Origin of the sequence: Lawsonibacter sp. (assembly GCF_022777125.1) — a bacterium.
Lineage (GTDB): Bacteria > Bacillota > Clostridia > Oscillospirales > Oscillospiraceae > Lawsonibacter_A > Lawsonibacter_A hominis.
This window is the reverse complement of sequence record NZ_JALFGV010000031.1, coordinates 14,613-31,524: the sequence shown is the minus strand read 5'-3', so window position 1 is coordinate 31,524 and position 16,912 is coordinate 14,613. Positions and strand designations below refer to the sequence as shown.

Genomic DNA, 16,912 nt, shown 5'->3' with positions numbered 1-16,912 from the left:
TCCGATCCTTTTTTGCATAAAAACGCCCCGCGCCTTCCGAGAAGGCGCGGGGCGTCAGCCGGTCGAAAAACCCTCCTGGAGAAGAGGCTCGCAGCGGTGAGTCGTCCGCAGACGACGGAAGGAAAGGGATCTCCGTCATTTCCGGCGACATGCGCGTCGGAAATGACACCTCTCATGACGGGCAGGGCGACTTTTCTGCAAGAATCGAGCCCTGTCCGGCATGCATCCCTCTGTCGAAAAAGGCCTCTGGCCTTTTTCGACAAGCTGCGCCCCGCGCCTTCCGAGAAGGCGCGGGGCGTTTCTTCAGTCAAACAGGTCTTTGGCCTTGGTGTAATTGAATACCGGTCCCTCCAGGCACACATAGGTCTCGTTGATCTTGCAGTGCCCGCATTTGCCCACGGCGCAGGACATCTTGCGTTCAAAGGAGACCCAGATCTTTTCTTCCGGCACGCCGGCGCTGCGGCATGCCAGCGCGGCAAAGTGCATCATCACCGGCGGGCCCACGATGACCACGTTATAATCCGCAAAGCGCGCAAAGGGGATGGCGGGGATATGAGCGGTGACCATGCCCGTTTGAAAGCCGGGCGCCTGCATGGTATCCAGCGTGGCCACCGTATGGAACCGGCCCTTGAACTTCTCCAGCTCCTCGGTAAACAGGACGCAGTCCAGGTCCTTGAATCCGGCGATCAGATGGACGGAGCGGCACACCTCCGGGTGGTCGTAAAAGTGATTGAGCAGGGTCTTCACTGGAGCCATGCCGGTGCCGCCGCAGATCACCACCAGATCTTTTCCCTCAAACTCCTCCACCGGGAAGGAATTTCCATAAGGCCCCCGCATGAAAAGCAGGTCTCCCGCGCCCAGACCGAAGATCCCCTCTGTGAGACGGCCCACCTTTCGGATGGTGAATTCCACCCAGCCTTCCCCCTTGCCGCTGACGGAAATGGGAGCCTCGCCCACCTTGGGGATGGAGAGCTGAAAAAACTGGCCGTGGCGGGTCTCGCCCTCGTAGGCCACCCGGAAGGTATATTCCGCGCGGGTCTCCTTGACGACCTTCAGGATCTTATGGGGCGCGGGCAGCATGATGTTGTTCATTTGTGTTCCGCCTCCTGTTCCAGGGCCTGTGTAAAGCCGCAGACCGCGTCGTAGAACGAGATGTCCTTGGGACAGCGCCGGTCGCACCGGCCGCAGCCCACGCACATGTGCTCTTCGCCGCCGAAGCGGGCCTTGTAATCGTAGACCTTGTGGAGCACCTTGAAGCGCATATTGGCTCCCGGCGTACTCCGGGCCCGGTGCCCCCCGGCCGTGGCGGTAAAGTCACGGAGCATGCAGGAGGACCACACCCGCCGCCGCTCGCCGTCCCGGCTGGTCTCGTTGTAGATCACATCCACCGTGTCGAAGCAGGAGCAGGTGGGGCAAACGGTGTTGCACCCGCCGCAGCCGATGCACCGCTCGTCATACTGCTTCCAGAAATCCAGGCCACTGGCCGTCTTCAGCGTCTCCCGGTCGGGGATGACGGGCAGGCGGGCGGCACGCCGGTTCTCCTCCACAAAGCCCGGGGTATACGCGCAGGCGTCGGCCCCCTCAAAATAGGGTGCGAAGGCCGGGTCCTTCACCTGTACCAGCGCGCCGCCCTCCTCCAGGCGCAGGGCCAGACTGTAGTCCTCGGTCCGGTTGCTGCCCATGCTGACGCAGAAGCAGGTATCCCAGCCGCCGCCGCACTCCAGCAGGAGGAAGCGTACCTTTTCCCGCAGGCGCCGGTAATAGACGTCCTGCTCCCCGCCGTTTCCCAAAAAGATCTGGTCCAGCCGCCGGACGGCGTTGATGTCGCAGGGCCGGGCAAAGATCAGGATCTCACGCTGGTCGGAGAGCACGCTCTCCCGGCACGCATCGTCCTGAAAGTACAGCATGGTCTGGTTGACGGGGTAGAAGATCTCCTTGGCGGAAAAATCGGAGGGCGCGTCGGTGACGATCTCAGCCGCCGAGCGGATGGGGGCGTAGCGCACCAAATCGCTCCCCGCCCTGGCGCCCCGGCCGGGAAAGCGTTTGGGGGCGTAGATGCGGTACTCTTTCCCCAGCGCCTCCAGGATCCGGTCCAGCGCCGGGGTGCTGACGCGGCAGCTGAACGGGGACGGAGCGTTCTCCTCCGCCTGCAGAAGGCCCTCCTCCAGCTTCAGCCAGCCCAGGGTCAGCTGGGCCACGCAGCGGTAGAACCCGGTCCCGGCGCAGCGCTGCAGATCCGCGCAGAAGTCCGGGACCCAGGTCAGCAGGTGCTCCTCCAGGAAGGCGCGCTGCTCCGCGCGTTCGGCCCCCTCCCGGCACAAAAGGGCCATATAGGCCAGCTCATAGGCGATGTGGTCCTCCATCAGCTCGGAGGAATCTGTGTCGATGCGTACTCCGTGGGCGGCATAGAGGGACTTTACCCGCTCCCACGCGTCCTGCATCACCAGCCGCTTGGGGCTGGTGTACACCGATTCGTAGGGAAAGGCCGCGCAGCCCTCGGCGCTGCCGGCCCCAAGGAATACCCGGGCAAAATCCACGGCCAGCGCGTCCAGAGCGTCCTCTGTGCCGGCGCTCAGCCAGCGCTCCAGGGCGCGGTAGCCCGCCTCCAGCTCCGGCTGGGGGCAGGTTTGGGGAAAGGTCATGCCGCGCAGCCGCTCCAGCAGGGGGGCGTCCACCTCCTGCCGGTACAGGCGGGAGAGCAGGCGGTACAGCCCTTCCCGGGCGGCGTTCAGCTCAGGATGTGTCATCCGTTGCGCCCTCCTTTCGCAGTTTCCAGCTCCTGGGGCAGCGCGTCCACCCACTTGTCCCGGCGCAGGATGTAGCGGATGGACGGTCCGTTGCCAAAGTCCCGCAGGGAATGGACCTTCTCCGCCGGGACGGAAGCGAGCAGGCGTGAGACCTCGCTTTCGGGGTCGTCCAGGTCCCCGAAGCGCAGGGCCCCGCCGGCGCAGTTGCGCACGCAGGCCGGCAGCTCCCCCTGCGCCCGGGCGGCGATGCAGGTGTCGCACTTGTCCATGACCCGCAGCTCCTGATTAAACGTATTGGCCTGGTAGGGGCAGGCCTCCCCGCAGCTGCGGCAGCCAATGCACTGCTCCCGGTCGATGAGCACCACGCCCTCCTCCCGGTTCTGCCAGCAGGCCCCGGTGGGACAGACCTGTACGCAGGGCGGGTCGGCACACTGCTGGCACGGGGTGGGCAGGAAATACATCTGCACGTCGGGATAGCTCCCCATGGGGCCTACCGTGCGCACCAGCGTGCGGTTGGCCCCCAGCGCCACGCCGTTCTCCTGCTTGCAGGCCACCTGGCACCCCTTGCAGCCAATGCAGCGGTCCAGGTCGATCACAAAACCATGTTTCATACGCGCACCTCCGGAGTCGGTTCGGTGGGCTGCGGCAGCCAGGGCTTGAAGTCCTCCGGCTTGAGCCACACGCCCTCCGGCGGGCCCTCCGCCTTGGTGACCTTTACCAGAAAGCCCCGCAGGGTATAGGTGCCCACCACGTCGTTGAAGGGGGCGTCGGCCTTGGTGAGCATGTTCACGTTCATCTCCCGCCAGCCGTGGGTGGGGGTGTTCAGCTTCTCCGGGTTCCAGAAGCGCTCCATGCACACCGTGCCCGGGTTGATGCCCTCGGTGACCCGGGCGATGGCCTGGGTCCTGCCCCGCTGGGACGCCACCCAGACCCAGTCTCCGTCGGCCACGCCGCACTGCCCTGCCGCCGTGGGGTGGATCCACAGCTCGGGGGCCGGATAGATCTCCCGCAGCCATGGGATGTTGCGCAGCGTACCGTGGTGGTAAAAGGGCACCCGCCCGCTGGTGAGCACCAGGGGGTACTCCTTGGCCAGCTCCGTGCTGGCGATGGGGCTTTCATGGGGCTCAAAGTAATAGGGGAGGGGATCGTAGTCCCTGGACGCGGGGGGCAGCTCATACAGGCTGAAGGGCTTGCCCGTGCGGCTGAGCGTGATCATGCTCTCCAGGTACAGCTCCAGCTTTTTGGAGGGCGTGGCGAAGCCCGCGGGCTTGCCGGTCTTGGGATCGGTCTGCCGGTAGACGTAGTAGGAGCGCCACTGGTCCCGGGGCAGGTACTCAAAGGGCGCCTTTTCCTTGAACTGCTTCCAGGTCAGGCCGATGCGGGAGGTAAAGTGGGTAAAAAATTCGTCCATGCTGTCCCAGTAGGCCAGATCCTTCCCCATAAACTCCGGATCGAAGGCCAGCCGGCAGCGCTCATGGCCCAGCTCGGCGCACTTTTTCGCCAGCCGGGACCAGAACAGCGTCTCGTCCATGGTCTCCCACAGGTGGGTCGCCGCCTGACGGGCGAAGAGTTTGTTGCAGGTCTCCACCATCATGTCGGTCTCCAGCCACTCCTCGGCGGGCAGGAGCACGTCGGCATAGGCGGAGAAGGAGGTGGGCGTGGTGTACATGTGGACGATCAGGTCCATGTTCTCAATGGCGGGCAGCCAGCTCTGGCTGTCGGCCACCGCGCCCAGCTTATTGCCGGAACGGTCGATCCACGCCTTGACCGGGTAGGGCTTGCCGGTGATCATGGCGTCCCGGATGCTGGAGGGATGCCCCGCAAACCAGATGTGCAGGCCCTTGTGCTCGTTGGCGCCCAGGCGCTTTTTCAGCTGTTCCTCGGGCAGCATCCGGGCGGCGATGGGCACCGGGTAGTTGGGCATATCGAACAGCCCGCTGGTGCGGAAGCGCTGGAGCAGCGCGCCGGGACGCTCCACATTGCCCATGAGCAGGTCGATGGTGGCCGCCGCCATGGCCGCCTGGACGGAGTTGGCGCCCTGGTCGGTGGCCACTCCGATGGCCAGGCCGCTGGGGCTGTTGTCGGTGAAGAGCCGGATGGCCCGTTCGATCCGCTCTGCGTCCAGCCAGCACAGCTCGGCCGCCTTCTCCAGGGTATACGCCTGCACCCGCTCCCACAAAAGCTGGAAGCCGGTCTTGCAGCGCCGTCCGTCTACGGTGAACGTCCCCTCCAGCGCGGGGTCCAGGGCGTCGTCCCAGGGATAGGGCAGGGGGCGGGGACCGGCCGTCTTCTGATCCCAGACCACAAACGTGTCGGGCTCATCCGGGTCCTGGCTCTTCTCCGCCCGGAGGAGCATCTTGCTCTCCACGTCCACCAGATAGGGCAGGTTGGTCCACTTGCGCACAAAGTCCCGGTCAAAGAGCTTATGCTCCAGGATGTACCGGATCCAGGCGAGCATCAGGGCCACGTCGCTGCCCGGCCGGATGGGCAGCCACACGTCGGACTTGGCGGCGTCCGGGGTCATGCGGGGGTCGACGACCACGGTCTTGACCCCCTTGGCCCGCAGGTCGCTGACCATGCCGCCGCCGCTGGCGGGGCAGGAGTAGGAGGGGGCCGTCCCCCAGAGCACCAGGGTCTTGATGGGGGTCTCGTCGGGGAAGTAGAGCTCCAGCGCGTTGGAATCGGCAATGCTGGGATCCACCCCGCCGTACATCATGGTGTAGGCCAGCACCCGGGGCAGATAGCACTGGGCGCAGCCCGGCTCGAACCAGTTGGGCGTGCCGAAGATGTTGCAGAAGCGGGCGATGCTCCAGATCTCCGGGTTGCCGCCGCCGCCGGTGGAGCAGGCCACCGCCTCCGCTCCGTACTGCTCCCGCACCTTCATCAGGCCCTTTGCGATGTACTCCAGCGCCTCGTCCCAGGAGGCGCGGCGCCACTTGTTTTCCCCCCGCTCGCCCGCGCGGATGAGCGGATACTTGTTGCGGTTGGGGTGATAGAGGGCCTGGATGCCCGACAGGCCCTTGGCGCACATGCGCCCCTTGCTCATAGGATCCTCCGGGTTGCCCTGGAGCTTGACCACCCGGCCGTTGCGCACCGTGGCCAGCACGCCGCAGTTGGCGATGCAGGCCCGGCAGCAGGTCTTGACGATCCTGGTCTCGTCCGCCCCGGCCCGGCCCTCTCCCTCCAGCGCCGCAAACGCCGGCGTGTCGTCCTGTGCCTGGCACAGGCCCCCGATCCCGGCGGCAGCCAGAAATTCCGCCTGGCTGAATGTGTTTGCCTGCATAGTCCCCTCCTGTTTCCTTCGGCCGGCGGCTGCGCCGCCAACCGGCATTCCCTTGGTATACCAAAAGTATGCCATAGGGACGTACAAAAAGCAAGCCCTGTTTTTTGTTTTGATCCCCTTGTACGCTGCAGTCAAAACCTCCGGCAAAGCCGGAGGCTTGAGTAAGCCCTAGAAGGGCATGATACGGACGAAGCCCCTTAAGGGGCCCCGAAAGGTTTGCCGACCGCATTTCTTTCACGGGCTGCCCCTTAAGGGGTTTTCGCTGCGCCTATTTGTTCTGGCGACCCGTAAACGGGTCCACGAACTCCTTAAGTCCCAGTTGATCCGCCAGCTGGTCCGATTCTAATTGGTTTCGGATATATTCCGCTATTTGCTTTTTGTTCCTTCCTACTGTGTCTACATAATAGCCTCTAGCCCAGAAATGGCGATTTCCATACTTGTACTTTAAATTTGCGTGCCGATCGAATATCATCAGACTGCTCTTTCCTTTCAGATACCCCATAATCTGAGATACACCATACTTCGGCGGGATACTTACAAGCATATGAATATGGTCCGGACAAGCTTTTGCTTCTATGATTTCTACTCCTTTTTGCTGGCATAACTTTCGCAAAATTATCCCTATATCCGGTTTGATCTGCCCATATATCTCCATCCTCCGATATTTCGGTGCAAACACAATATGATATTGACATCTCCAACTCGTATGCTCTAAACTGCTTATGTCTTTGTCTTTCACGATGAAGACCTCCCTGTTATCGTAGTTGTGTGGTCGGCAAACCACTTTTACTTTAACAGGGAGCCTTTTTCTTTTCCACTTTTCTCCTCGCTATAAGCTATTTTTTACCCCCGGCTTAGCCGGGGGTTGCCTGCGGTACTACCAACGCAAACACCGCCCCGGCGTGCCTTTTCCGGCATGCATCGGGGCGGTGTTTCCGCCGAAAGCGCCGCCTGCCTCCCGTGCGGAGCTTACAGGCCCTTTCCGCCGTCGGCACGGATGATCGCACCGTTGAGGTAGCTCGCCCGGTCCGAGGCGAGATAGCACACCACGTCTGCGATCTCCTGGGGCTCGGCCGGCCGGGCCATTGGACCCAGGATCGCAGGGTCGATGGTCTTCAGGATATCTCCGATCATCTTGGTATTGATGGCTCCGGGGCAAACGGCACAGACCCGGATCCCCATAGGGCCGTACTCGGTGGCCGCGTTTTTGGTCAGCCCGATCATGGCGTGCTTGCTGGTGCTGTAGGAGCCCAGCGCCGGCTCGCTGAACAGTCCGTCCCGGGAGGCCACGTTTACGATCACGCCGCTTTTTTGCGCCGCCATCTGGCGCAGCACATACTTCATCCCCAGAAAGGCGCCCTTCACGTTGATGCGCATGATATCGTCGAACAACTCGGTCTGCGTATCCGCCAGCAGCACATAGGGCTGGAAACGGGCGGCGCTGTTGACAAAGACGTCGATCCCGCCGAATTGCTCCACCGCCGTATTGACATAGCGGATCGTATCCTCCTCGCAGCCGATATCCGCCACGACCGGGATCGCCCGGCCGTATGCTTCCGCCATCGCGGCGGTCTCCCGCGTGTTTTGCTCCGAACGGCCCACCACCACCAGATCGCAGCCCTCCTTCGCCAGCGTAAGGGCCACCGCGCGGCCCACGCCGGCGCCGGCGCCGGTAACGATCGCAGCGCGTTTTTTCTCCTGCATCGGTCTTTCTCCCTTCATAATTGGAAACGGCCCCAGCTCACAGGGTGTCTCCCGCTTTGATATCCCGGAACAGCAGCGCGAAGATCAGCATGACCACGGCGCAGAGAACCGGCATCCGGAACAGGGCCGCCATGGTGGGATCTCCGGCCAGCTGAGCGCCGTAGATGCCGCTGGCGATCGTGTTGCCCAGCACGCCGCCTGCCCCCATGAACGCCATTCCCCCCGCCAGTTCATCCGGCTTGAGGACTTTCATGGGATAGGTATAGGGGACGATCTGCTGCACGCCGTTGACCATGCCGTAGAACAGCGAGGCCAGGACCACGAGCACCAGGCCCATCAGCGGGGTGGCCGAGCCGGTCATGGCCCAGTAGAGCACGCCGCCCACAATGGAGGAGAGCGACCAGAAGACGGTCATCCCCTTATAGCGCCCGTTCTTTGCCGCAAGGCTGCCAAATACGACCGACAGGACCGTGGCGATCACGAGGGCGGGCAATGTGACGAAGCCGGCCACAGTGCTGTTGTAGCCCAGAACATACTGCACATAGGTGGGGACATAGTTATTGGCCGCATTGCCCAGAGAATAAAACAGGCTGACCATAAAAATGGCGAGGTAGAATTTGTTGCCCAGCAGCTTGGCCGGATAGATGGGGTTTTCCGCCTTGCGCTCCACCAGCACCAGGGCCGCCAGTCCGGCGAGCGCCACCGCAAGCAGCGTCAGCAGCAGGGGAGAGGTCCAGCCGTACGTGCTGCCCCAGTTCATGGCCAGGGAGAAGGGGATCAGCATAACAAAAGTGGCAATGCAGCCGCCCACGTCGATGGCGCTGTGCTCTCCCGCCTGTTTGGGGACATTGGGCAGCCCGATCAAGCAGAAGATCGCGCCCACCGCCAGGATGGGCAGGGAGACATAGAACTGTACCCGCCAGTTGACGGCGCACAGGATGCCCGCCACAGGAGAGCCCAGGATCATGGCCACCGTGGACAGGGCCTGGGCGATCCCCGAATAACGGGGTGCGTCGCTCTGCCCGAACAGATCGGAGATCAGCACAAAGATATTGGAGACGAACAGTCCCCAGGCAAAGCCGCTGACCGTGCGCGCGATGGTAAACACCCAGAAGGAAGGGGCAAAGGCCGCCACCGCATAGGAGATGATATACAGTACCAGCGCGCTCAGAAAGAGCTGCCGGTGGCCCGCCTTATCGCTGAGTTTTCCGCTGATGGGGATCGCCACGCAGCGGGCCACGCTCTCCAGGGTGAAGATCATCCCCACCGAGGCGATGCTGTCGAAGTATCCCGCCACCGAGTAGCCGTAAACGCCCACGCCGCAGATCAAGAACATGGTCATGAAATTGACGATCAGTATCCCGATGAATGCAAGTTTTCTTTTTCCGCTGTTTCCTGTCATAGTGCAGCCTTCCTTTCCAATCCGTCTCAAGTATGCCGCCGCTTGGCGGCGCTCTCCACAGTTGTTACTATAGCAAACGCCATGCCAACGGATTTCCCGCTGATTCCGCCGGTTTTCCCCGCTTTGTGTATCTCTTTCGGAAACACCGTATAAAAAGTATACCCTTTGCAGCGCCTGTGGAGGGCTTCAGCGGTTGCGGAATACGGGCGGGCGTTTCTCCACAAACGCCTGCGCGCCCTCCTGCTTGTCGCCCGTTCCGCACAGCAGCGCGATTCCGCGGTTCTCAAAGCGCAGGCCCTCCTCCAGGCCGTGCTCCATGGCGCAGGCAACGCTTTTTTTGATCTGGGCCACCGCGATGGGCGCCCGCCGGGCGATGGTCTGCGCCAGTTCCAGGGCGGCGTCCAGGCTCCCGCCCGCCGGAGCCAGTTCATCCGCCAGCCCGGCCCGCAGCGCCTCCTGCGCCGTAATGGGAAGGCCGGTGTACATCATTTTTTTTGCAAATCCGGGTCCCACCAGCCGGGGCAGGCGCTGGGTGCCGCCATAGCCCGGCTGCATGCCCAGGGTACATTCCGGCAGCGCGACTCTGGCGCGCTCGTCAAAAATGCGGACATCGCAGGCCATGGCCAATTCCAGCCCCCCGCCGAAGGCGCTGCCGTTTACCGCGCAGAGGACAGGCCTGGGAAAGCGTTCGATCCTTCGGTAGACCTGAGAGCCAAACCGGCAGTTCTCACTTCCGGTGGCGCTGGTCCAGGTCTGAAACTGCTTGATGTCCGCGCCGGCACAGAACCGTTTGGGCAGGGCGCTGCTCAGGACCACAGCGCGCAGGTCCGTGTGAAACTCCAGCGTCTGAAACGCTTCGTCCAGCTCCTCCAGCAGGGCGCGGGTAATGACGTTGACCGGCGGCGCGTTGAGCAGCAGCGTGCATACCCCCTTTTCCTCTGTACAGACAAGGGTACGAAACGTCCGCTCCATAGGGCATCGCTTCCTTTCCGTTGTGATGATGTTCTATGGAAGAGAAAGCAAATCCCATACCAAGTCCCGCCGCCGCCCTGGGGCGCCAAGGAAAACGGCGCCGCCGCACAACCAAGGTGCGGCGGCGCCGGACAGCGTTTCTCAGCGCAGGTTATATTTGTCCAGTTTCATATAAAAGTTCCGTTTGGAGATGCCCAGGATCTCGATGGCCCGGGCCTTATTGCCGCCGGTCAGGCTGAGGACCGCCTGAATGGTGTCCCGTTCCGTCTTTTCCAGAATATCCTGAAGCCGGTAATTTTCCGCGTTCTTTTTGCTGCGGCGGTTCCGGCAGTCGGCGACCTGGTGGGGCAGGACTTCCGTGGAAATGATCTCGTCCGTACTGAGCACCGACATGCGCTCCACACAATTTTTCAATTCCCGGATATTGCCCGGCCAGGTATAATCGCAGAGCAGCTCGGTCACCGCACTGGAGAAGGAGCGGTCTCCCCCGTACTGCTCCTGAAGTTCCTGCAGGAAGTGGTTGGCCAGCACCGGGATATCGCTTCTGCGTTCCCGGAGCGGCGGCAGATTCAGCGGGATGACGCTGATGCGGTAGTACAGGTCCTCCCGGAACGTGCCCTCCTCCACCATGGCCTCCAGATCCCGGTTGGTGGCCGTGATGAGCCGGAAATCCAGTTTGATGGTCCTGGTCGCGCCCACACGGGTGATCTCATGCTCCTGCAGCGCCCGCAGCAGCTTAACCTGCATGGACATCGGCATCTCGCCGATTTCGTCCAGGAACAACGTGCCGCCGTTGGCCAATTCAAACTTGCCCGGGTTCCCGGTGGCCTTGGCCCCGGTAAAGGCCCCCTTCTCATAGCCGAACAGCTCGCTCTCCAGCAGCGTCTCCGGGATGGCCGCGCAGTTGACTTTGATGAGGGGGCCGCCGGCATAGGGACTGCTGTAGTGGATGGCCTTGGCCAGCACCTCCTTGCCGGTCCCGCTCTCGCCGGTCAGGCAGACCGCCGCATTGGAGCGCGCCACCTGGGCAGCAGTGCGCAACACCGCCACAAAGGCCCGGGAGGAGCCGATCACCGAACGGAAGGGCAGGGGGAGCTGGGTCTTTGCATCCAGCTCCCGCCGCAGCTCGTCGGCCAGGGTCCTGTAGCGGTTCATCTCGTGATTCATCTGGGCGATCTGCGCCGTGTCCCGGCTGAGGATGACGGCGCCTAAGAGCTCGTCCTCCTCCAGTTTCAGCGGGATGATGTCGGAGAAGGTGGTGAGCACGTCGCCGCAGAGGGAGTAGTACTTCAGCTTGGGCCGCTGCCGTTCCAGCACATCCAGAATCGGGAGTACATCTGTCTGGTCCTTCATCTCCGTCAATTTATAACTGGTGATCTCCTCCGGCCGGACCCCGGCGGCGCTCAGATTTGCGGAAAAGGTCCTCAAATAGCTGCTGTTCACGTATACGACCCGGGTGTCCCGGTCTACGATGATGACCGGCTCCTCAATGGCATCCAGCGCGCGGAAGAGCATCTCACGGCTCCGATCCCGGGGCTGGTGCCAGAGGGGGCTGTCCTGAAAACGATAGGAATACTCCTGCTGGTGCTCCTGAGCCATTGCGCTACCTCCCGAGCTTTTATTTTGGCGGAATTACATAAAATAGAGGGGCCTTTACCTGTTATTATAGCACAGATTGCCGCAGCAGAAAAGAGGGAGGCCCCAACAGCCATCCGCTGCCGGGGCTCCCTCTGTCGGGCGGGAAAAGGCTGGTCACTGCGCAGCCTTGGCTTGATACTTGGCCAGCATTTTTTCGGACACCTTGGGCGGCTTCAGGAACAGGAGAACCGCCACTGAAATGACGACGCCGAATACAGCCGCCACATAATAGGCATTGGACAGGGAGCCGAATTGGGTCAGCGCCCAGCCGCACACCGCCGAGGACGCCGCGCCGATCAGGGTGAGCAGCACGTTGCAGTAGGGCTGGATGCCGGCGTAGTTCTTGGCGCCGAAATAGGAGACCAGAGTGTTCATCACCGCGCAGATGATGGGGCCGTTGGGGGCGCCCGCCACAATCATGGAAAGCACCATCAGCGGCATACTGCCGCTCCTGGCGGCTACATCGAAGAGTACGCAGCCCACGGACGCCACCACGCCGATCAGCACCAGGGCGATCTTGGGGTTCATCCGGTCGGTAAGCGGGCTGAGGATCAGGCTGCCGACCAACAGTGCGCCGCTCATGATGGAGACCGCGCTGGCCGCGGTTATGTCGGCAAACCCGTTCATAATCAGGTGCGTCATTCCAAAATACTGTACGGCACAGTAGCCAAACACCGTGCTGCCCCAGGCCAGGCCCACGATCCACAGCTGCGGGCAGCGGACGGCGTCTTTGATCTCCCAGTCGACGGGAGACTTATAGCCCTGATAGACCCTGCGCGCCTTTCCCGGCTTGGCGGGCTTCCCCTCTGCCGGACCGCCGTCCATCTCCAGGCCCAGTTCGGAGGGATGGTCCCTCATAAAGATCATCTGAGGAATCGCGGTAATCAGCATCAGCAGCACCGCCATAATAATGAGGGCGCTTTTCCAGCTAAAGTTCAGGAACAGCCAGGTGATGATGGGCGGAAACACCACGCCGCCCAGTGCGCCCAGCGCCTGGACATAACCGCCCTGTTCCCCCCGGCGGCGGTCCCACCAGTTGTTGACCGCGGTAAAGCAGGCCAGCTGGTCGTTGAACAGCATGCTGAAGCTGACGGCAACGCCGTATACAAAAATAAACACGATCGGGGAATCCACCCAACCGGTGAGGGCAAGGAAAATCGCCGTGATGGTGGTCGTCCAGAAAATACACTTGCGGGGGCCGATCTTCATCAGCAGCAGCCCCACCAGCGGCAGGCCCAGTCCCAGGACGGACTTGAGCGTATAGGTGAAACTGACCTGGGCGGCATCCCAGCCCTTTACCAAAAGGACCTGGCTGACGATTGTGCCCGCAGAAGCAGACAGCAGGCCGTTGGAGCCGAAATAGGTCAGGCCGGCCAGCAGGGTGACGATCCACCCGTAATAGAGCTTCTTCTTTTGCATGGAAACACTCCTCTCATAATATCAGCTGAGGGATTGCCGAACAACGCTGAGACGGAATCAGTCCTGCTTATTGTAGGGGTAATCGGGGAACGCCGGGTCCACCTTGATGCACACCTTGCAGCTGTGCTTGGAATCCATGGACTTGTGGATGGCCTCGTCCAGCTGCTCCAGCGGGTAGACGTGGGTGATCAGATGCTCGGTGCGGAATTTGCCCTCGGCCATATACTGCACCGACTTTGCAAAGTTCCCCATCAGGCCGGGAATGACTTGAACGCCCTTCATCATCAGGTTGACCGGGTGGATCAGCGCCTTGTCGTCATCGCCGTATCCCGCGGCATAACACACTTTGCCGTTCTGTGTCACGATATCCATGGCCTCGGCCACACAGCCCATGTTGCTGGTGCACTCCACGGCGATGGTGGCGTTGCCGCAGGGCTTGGTAGAACGGTCATGGTAGGCGTACTCGCCGTAGCCCCAGATCTCAGCCATGGCATCATAAGCGCTCTTGCCCCGGGCGGGGTTGATGACGTAGTCCGCCCCGCTCTGCCTGGCCAGCTCCAGGCGGAAGTCGGATACGTCCACCACGGCGATCTCACACTGCTCGCATTCGGCCTTGAACGCCTGAATAAAGGACTGGCCGATGATGCCCGCGCCGTAGATCACGATCCGCTCGCCTCTGGGCTGGGGCTTGATGAGTCCTACGTTGCCGATGCCCACGCACATGGGCTCGCAGGTCGCGCCGACCATATCGTTGATGGAATCCGGCAGAGGATGTACGCTGACGCCCAGCTGGGCGTGGTGGATCACGGAGTATTCGGCAAACACGCCGTCCCGGCCGAAGCCCAGGCCGTATTTGGTGCTGTAGGGACACTCCCAGTCCTTTCCGCCGTTTTTGCACACCTCGCATTCGCCGCAGCCCTCAATGCTGGTGCCCATAAACCGCATCCCAACGGGGATGTCCTTTACCTGGTCTCCCACCTCCACCACGTAGCCGGTAAACTCGTGGCCGATAATGATGGGGGTGTGCTGCAGATAGTGCAGATCCCGATACGCCGGCAGATCGCCGCCGCAAACTGCCGCATAGCTGATTTTAAAAAGTATGTCCCTCGGTCCGATCTTCGGTATGGGGACTTGCTGATACACCAGCCTGCCAGGGCCCTCCAGGACCATAGCCTTCATTGTACCTTCCATGTTGTTTCCTCCCTTACTGCCATACTTCGCGTGCGGTACTGCGTTGTCCGCGCCGCCTTTTGTTTAAGCAAATAAAGTGCCAACTTTTTTCTTGCGAAAACAGCAGTATTTCGTTCAATTTGAGCCCACTTTCCTGGATCAATGGCCAAAATGTATATGTAAAAAAGGAAACAAGGTATAAATTATATACCATATCTCCAGGATAGAAACAAGCGGCAGCCGCGCACCGGCGCGGCTGCCGCTTGTTTTGGGAGCGGGGGTTCAGCGTCCCTTGAATACCGGTTTTTCCTTCCGGAAGAAGGCCTGGACGCCGATCTTATGATCTTCGCTCTGGAAGCAGATGGACTGTGCGTGGGGCTCCAGATCCAGCAGCTGCTCTAGGGTCATGTTGATGGAGTCGTTCATCACATTTTTGGCCATCCGCAGGGCGACCCGGGGGCCGTCCGCCAGACGCCGGGCCAGCTTTTGGGCCTCGTCCAGCAGCTGCTCATGCGGGACGACGCGGTTGACGATGCCCATCGCGCCGGCCTCCTCCGCGCCGATGGTACGCCCGGTGAAGACCAGTTCCTTGGCCCGCTGCAGGCCGACCAGCCGGGGCAGCGTATACAGCCCGGCCAGATCGGGGATCAGGCCTACATTGGCAAACGCCATACCGAACTTGGCCTTGTCGGAGGCCAGGATCAGGTCGGCCTGCATGGCGATGCAGAACCCGGCCCCTACCGCAAAGCCGTTGACGGCGGCGATGGTGGGCTTGGGCATGTTCAGAAAGGTCGTGACCATTTCCCGGAAGGACTTCATATAGTCATAACCCGCCTCCGCGGTGGGAAATCCCTCGTTCAGCTTCTTCAGGTCGCCGCCGGCGCAGAAGGCCTTCTCCGCCCCGGTAAGGATCACCGCGCCGACCGCGGGGTCTGCAGCCACATCCTTGTAGGCGGAGAGCAGTTCGGCGGAAAGTTCGTCCTCCAGCGCGTTCATCGCCTTGGGGTTGTTCATTTGGATTACGGCCACCCCGTCCGCTTTGGTGAGGATAATGGAATGATAAGACATCTTGCGTTTCCCTCCTTATTGGCCGCAGCAGGCGCCTTCGCAGTCCACCAGCTTTTGGGCCAGCTTCAGCTTCTCCTCCAGCTTGGCATCCCGGAGCATCATGATCCGCTGGGACTGGGGGGAGCCTGCGCCGTGCATGGATTCGACCACGGCGGTGCCCCCGCTCAGGGTCTCAACCAGGCGGTAAAGGCGGATCTTGTCCTCGGTACACATGCTCTCGTTGCCCGCCAGGTAGCGCTCGATCAGCGGTCCGATCTCCGGGTTGCGCAGATCGGCCTCGGCCGGCAGGGTGGCCAGCAGGCCGCCCACCAGGTCATGGGCAATGCGGTCGATCTCATAGACGAACTTGGTGGTGTTGTGCTTGGTGATGTTGGCCAGCATGGTATCCGCCCGCCAGGCGCCGGAGGGGGTGGGGCGTCCCTCGTAGGAACAGGCGATGGACCCGGCGTACAGGGTCTCGGTCAGGTTGATCATGTCGGCCATCTTGTCCCGCACGTGGCCCACACGCTCCACCCCGTTGACCTTGCAGATGCCGTATGTAGCGCCCAGGAGCACGTCGGCGATGCCGCCCTTGCAGGCGCCGTAGTTCTGCCGGTGCGCGGTGGCAAAGGCCTCCACAAACATCCCCGCGAATTCATACTCCTTGTACATGTACACATCCTTCCAGGGGATGAACACATCGTCGAACACGGCGATGCACTCGCCGCCCACGCAGGCATATTTGAAATTGCCCTGGTCGATGGGGTGCTCCGTGTCCAGCTTGCGGCCATCGTTGGTCTGGCGTCCGAAGATATAGGTAATACCCGGGGTGTTCACGGGGCAGGAGAAGACCACCGCGTAATCCTTGGCGTCCTCCTTCATGTTCTCGGTGGGGAAGACCATCAGCTCATGGGCGCCGGATACGCCGGTCAGGTGCGCCTTGGCGCCGCGGACCACGATGCCGTCCTCCCGCTCGGCCACCACGTGGACGAACAGGTCCGGGTCCCGCTGCTGGTTGGCCTTCTTGCTCCGGTCGCCCTTCACGTCGGTCATGCCGCCGATGGTGACCAGATTGTAATCCTGGAGGTAGACCAAAAACTGTTTGAAGCGCTCGTGGTAATCCGTGCCGTACTTCTGGTCGATCTCATAGGTGACGATGTAGGTCGCGTTGAGCGCGTCCATCCCGGCGCAGCGCTGGATGCAGCAGCCGGTCTGCTGGTTGAGGGCCCGCAGCATTTTTACCTTGGCCACCAGGTCGTCGGTGCTCTGGTGGATATGGTTGAAGCGGTTGATGGTATGGCCGGTCAGGTGGGACTTGACCGGAAAGGGCATCTCATAGGTCTTTGCCACGGCGTTGACATGGGGGACGAACAGGGGATGGTCGGGAATGCCGGTGATCTTTTCCCCCAGCGCCCAGATCTCGGTCTTCATGTCCCGCAGGCTCTGGACATACTCCTCCGCCGTTTCCAGCGGCTTTTTAAGTGTGGATATTTCTGACATTTTATTTACCTCCTCAATCATCGAAAGCCT

The 16,912-nt window shown here is 61.8% G+C and carries 13 protein-coding genes; all 13 read right to left on the bottom strand.

What is annotated here, in order from left to right; translation table 11 throughout:
- Positions 1 to 303: 303 nt before the first annotated feature.
- The gene (gene asrB / locus MR825_RS02755; protein WP_186908380.1) at positions 304 to 1,092 is read right to left on the bottom strand and encodes an anaerobic sulfite reductase subunit AsrB; all 789 of its coding nucleotides are present in this window, start codon (positions 1,090 to 1,092) and stop codon (positions 304 to 306) included.
- The gene (gene asrA, locus MR825_RS02750; RefSeq protein ID WP_243204817.1) at positions 1,089 to 2,747 is read right to left on the bottom strand and encodes an anaerobic sulfite reductase subunit AsrA; all 1,659 of its coding nucleotides are present in this window, start codon (positions 2,745 to 2,747) and stop codon (positions 1,089 to 1,091) included. Before asrA ends, asrB begins: the two co-directional genes overlap by 4 nt.
- The gene (locus MR825_RS02745; RefSeq protein WP_186908379.1) at positions 2,744 to 3,358 is read right to left on the bottom strand and encodes a 4Fe-4S dicluster domain-containing protein; all 615 of its coding nucleotides are present in this window, start codon (positions 3,356 to 3,358) and stop codon (positions 2,744 to 2,746) included. Before MR825_RS02745 ends, asrA begins: the two co-directional genes overlap by 4 nt.
- Positions 3,355 to 6,030 carry a molybdopterin-containing oxidoreductase family protein gene (locus MR825_RS02740; protein WP_287878660.1) on the bottom strand — a complete coding sequence of 892 codons (2,676 nt, stop codon included), beginning with the start codon at positions 6,028 to 6,030 and terminating at the stop codon, positions 3,355 to 3,357. The genes MR825_RS02745 and MR825_RS02740 overlap by 4 nt, the downstream gene beginning before the upstream one ends.
- A 268-nt stretch (positions 6,031 to 6,298) precedes the next feature.
- Complete coding sequence (tnpA, locus tag MR825_RS02735) at positions 6,299 to 6,769, bottom strand: IS200/IS605 family transposase (RefSeq protein WP_287878658.1); 471 nt, start codon at positions 6,767 to 6,769, stop codon at positions 6,299 to 6,301.
- A gap of 230 nt (positions 6,770 to 6,999) precedes the next feature.
- Positions 7,000 to 7,734 carry an SDR family NAD(P)-dependent oxidoreductase gene (locus MR825_RS02730; protein WP_186907455.1) on the bottom strand — a complete coding sequence of 245 codons (735 nt, stop codon included), beginning with the start codon at positions 7,732 to 7,734 and terminating at the stop codon, positions 7,000 to 7,002.
- 37 nt (positions 7,735 to 7,771) lie between these two features.
- Positions 7,772 to 9,136 (bottom strand): MFS transporter, encoded by a 1,365-nt coding sequence (locus tag MR825_RS02725; protein WP_207723731.1) that lies wholly within the window; start codon positions 9,134 to 9,136, stop codon positions 7,772 to 7,774.
- Between the two features lie 186 nt (positions 9,137 to 9,322).
- Positions 9,323 to 10,108, bottom strand: a complete 786-nt coding sequence (locus MR825_RS02720; RefSeq protein ID WP_287878653.1) for an enoyl-CoA hydratase/isomerase family protein — start codon at positions 10,106 to 10,108, stop codon at positions 9,323 to 9,325.
- Positions 10,109 to 10,249: 141 nt separating this feature from the next.
- Positions 10,250 to 11,707: a sigma-54 interaction domain-containing protein gene (locus MR825_RS02715; protein WP_186907452.1), complete on the bottom strand. Its 1,458-nt coding sequence runs from the start codon at positions 11,705 to 11,707 to the stop codon at positions 10,250 to 10,252.
- 153 nt (positions 11,708 to 11,860) lie between these two features.
- The gene (locus tag MR825_RS02710) at positions 11,861 to 13,165 is read right to left on the bottom strand and encodes an MFS transporter (RefSeq protein WP_186907451.1); all 1,305 of its coding nucleotides are present in this window, start codon (positions 13,163 to 13,165) and stop codon (positions 11,861 to 11,863) included.
- A 57-nt stretch (positions 13,166 to 13,222) separates the two neighbouring features.
- Positions 13,223 to 14,356: a zinc-dependent alcohol dehydrogenase gene (locus MR825_RS02705; RefSeq protein ID WP_256174497.1), complete on the bottom strand. Its 1,134-nt coding sequence runs from the start codon at positions 14,354 to 14,356 to the stop codon at positions 13,223 to 13,225.
- A gap of 261 nt (positions 14,357 to 14,617) precedes the next feature.
- Complete coding sequence (locus MR825_RS02700) at positions 14,618 to 15,403, bottom strand: enoyl-CoA hydratase/isomerase family protein (RefSeq protein WP_256174498.1); 786 nt, start codon at positions 15,401 to 15,403, stop codon at positions 14,618 to 14,620.
- Positions 15,404 to 15,418: 15 nt separating this feature from the next.
- On the bottom strand, positions 15,419 to 16,882 hold the full coding sequence (locus MR825_RS02695; RefSeq protein ID WP_256174499.1) for a 4-hydroxyphenylacetate 3-hydroxylase family protein: 1,464 nt from the start codon (positions 16,880 to 16,882) through the stop codon (positions 15,419 to 15,421).
- Between the last annotated feature and the right edge of the window lie 30 nt (positions 16,883 to 16,912).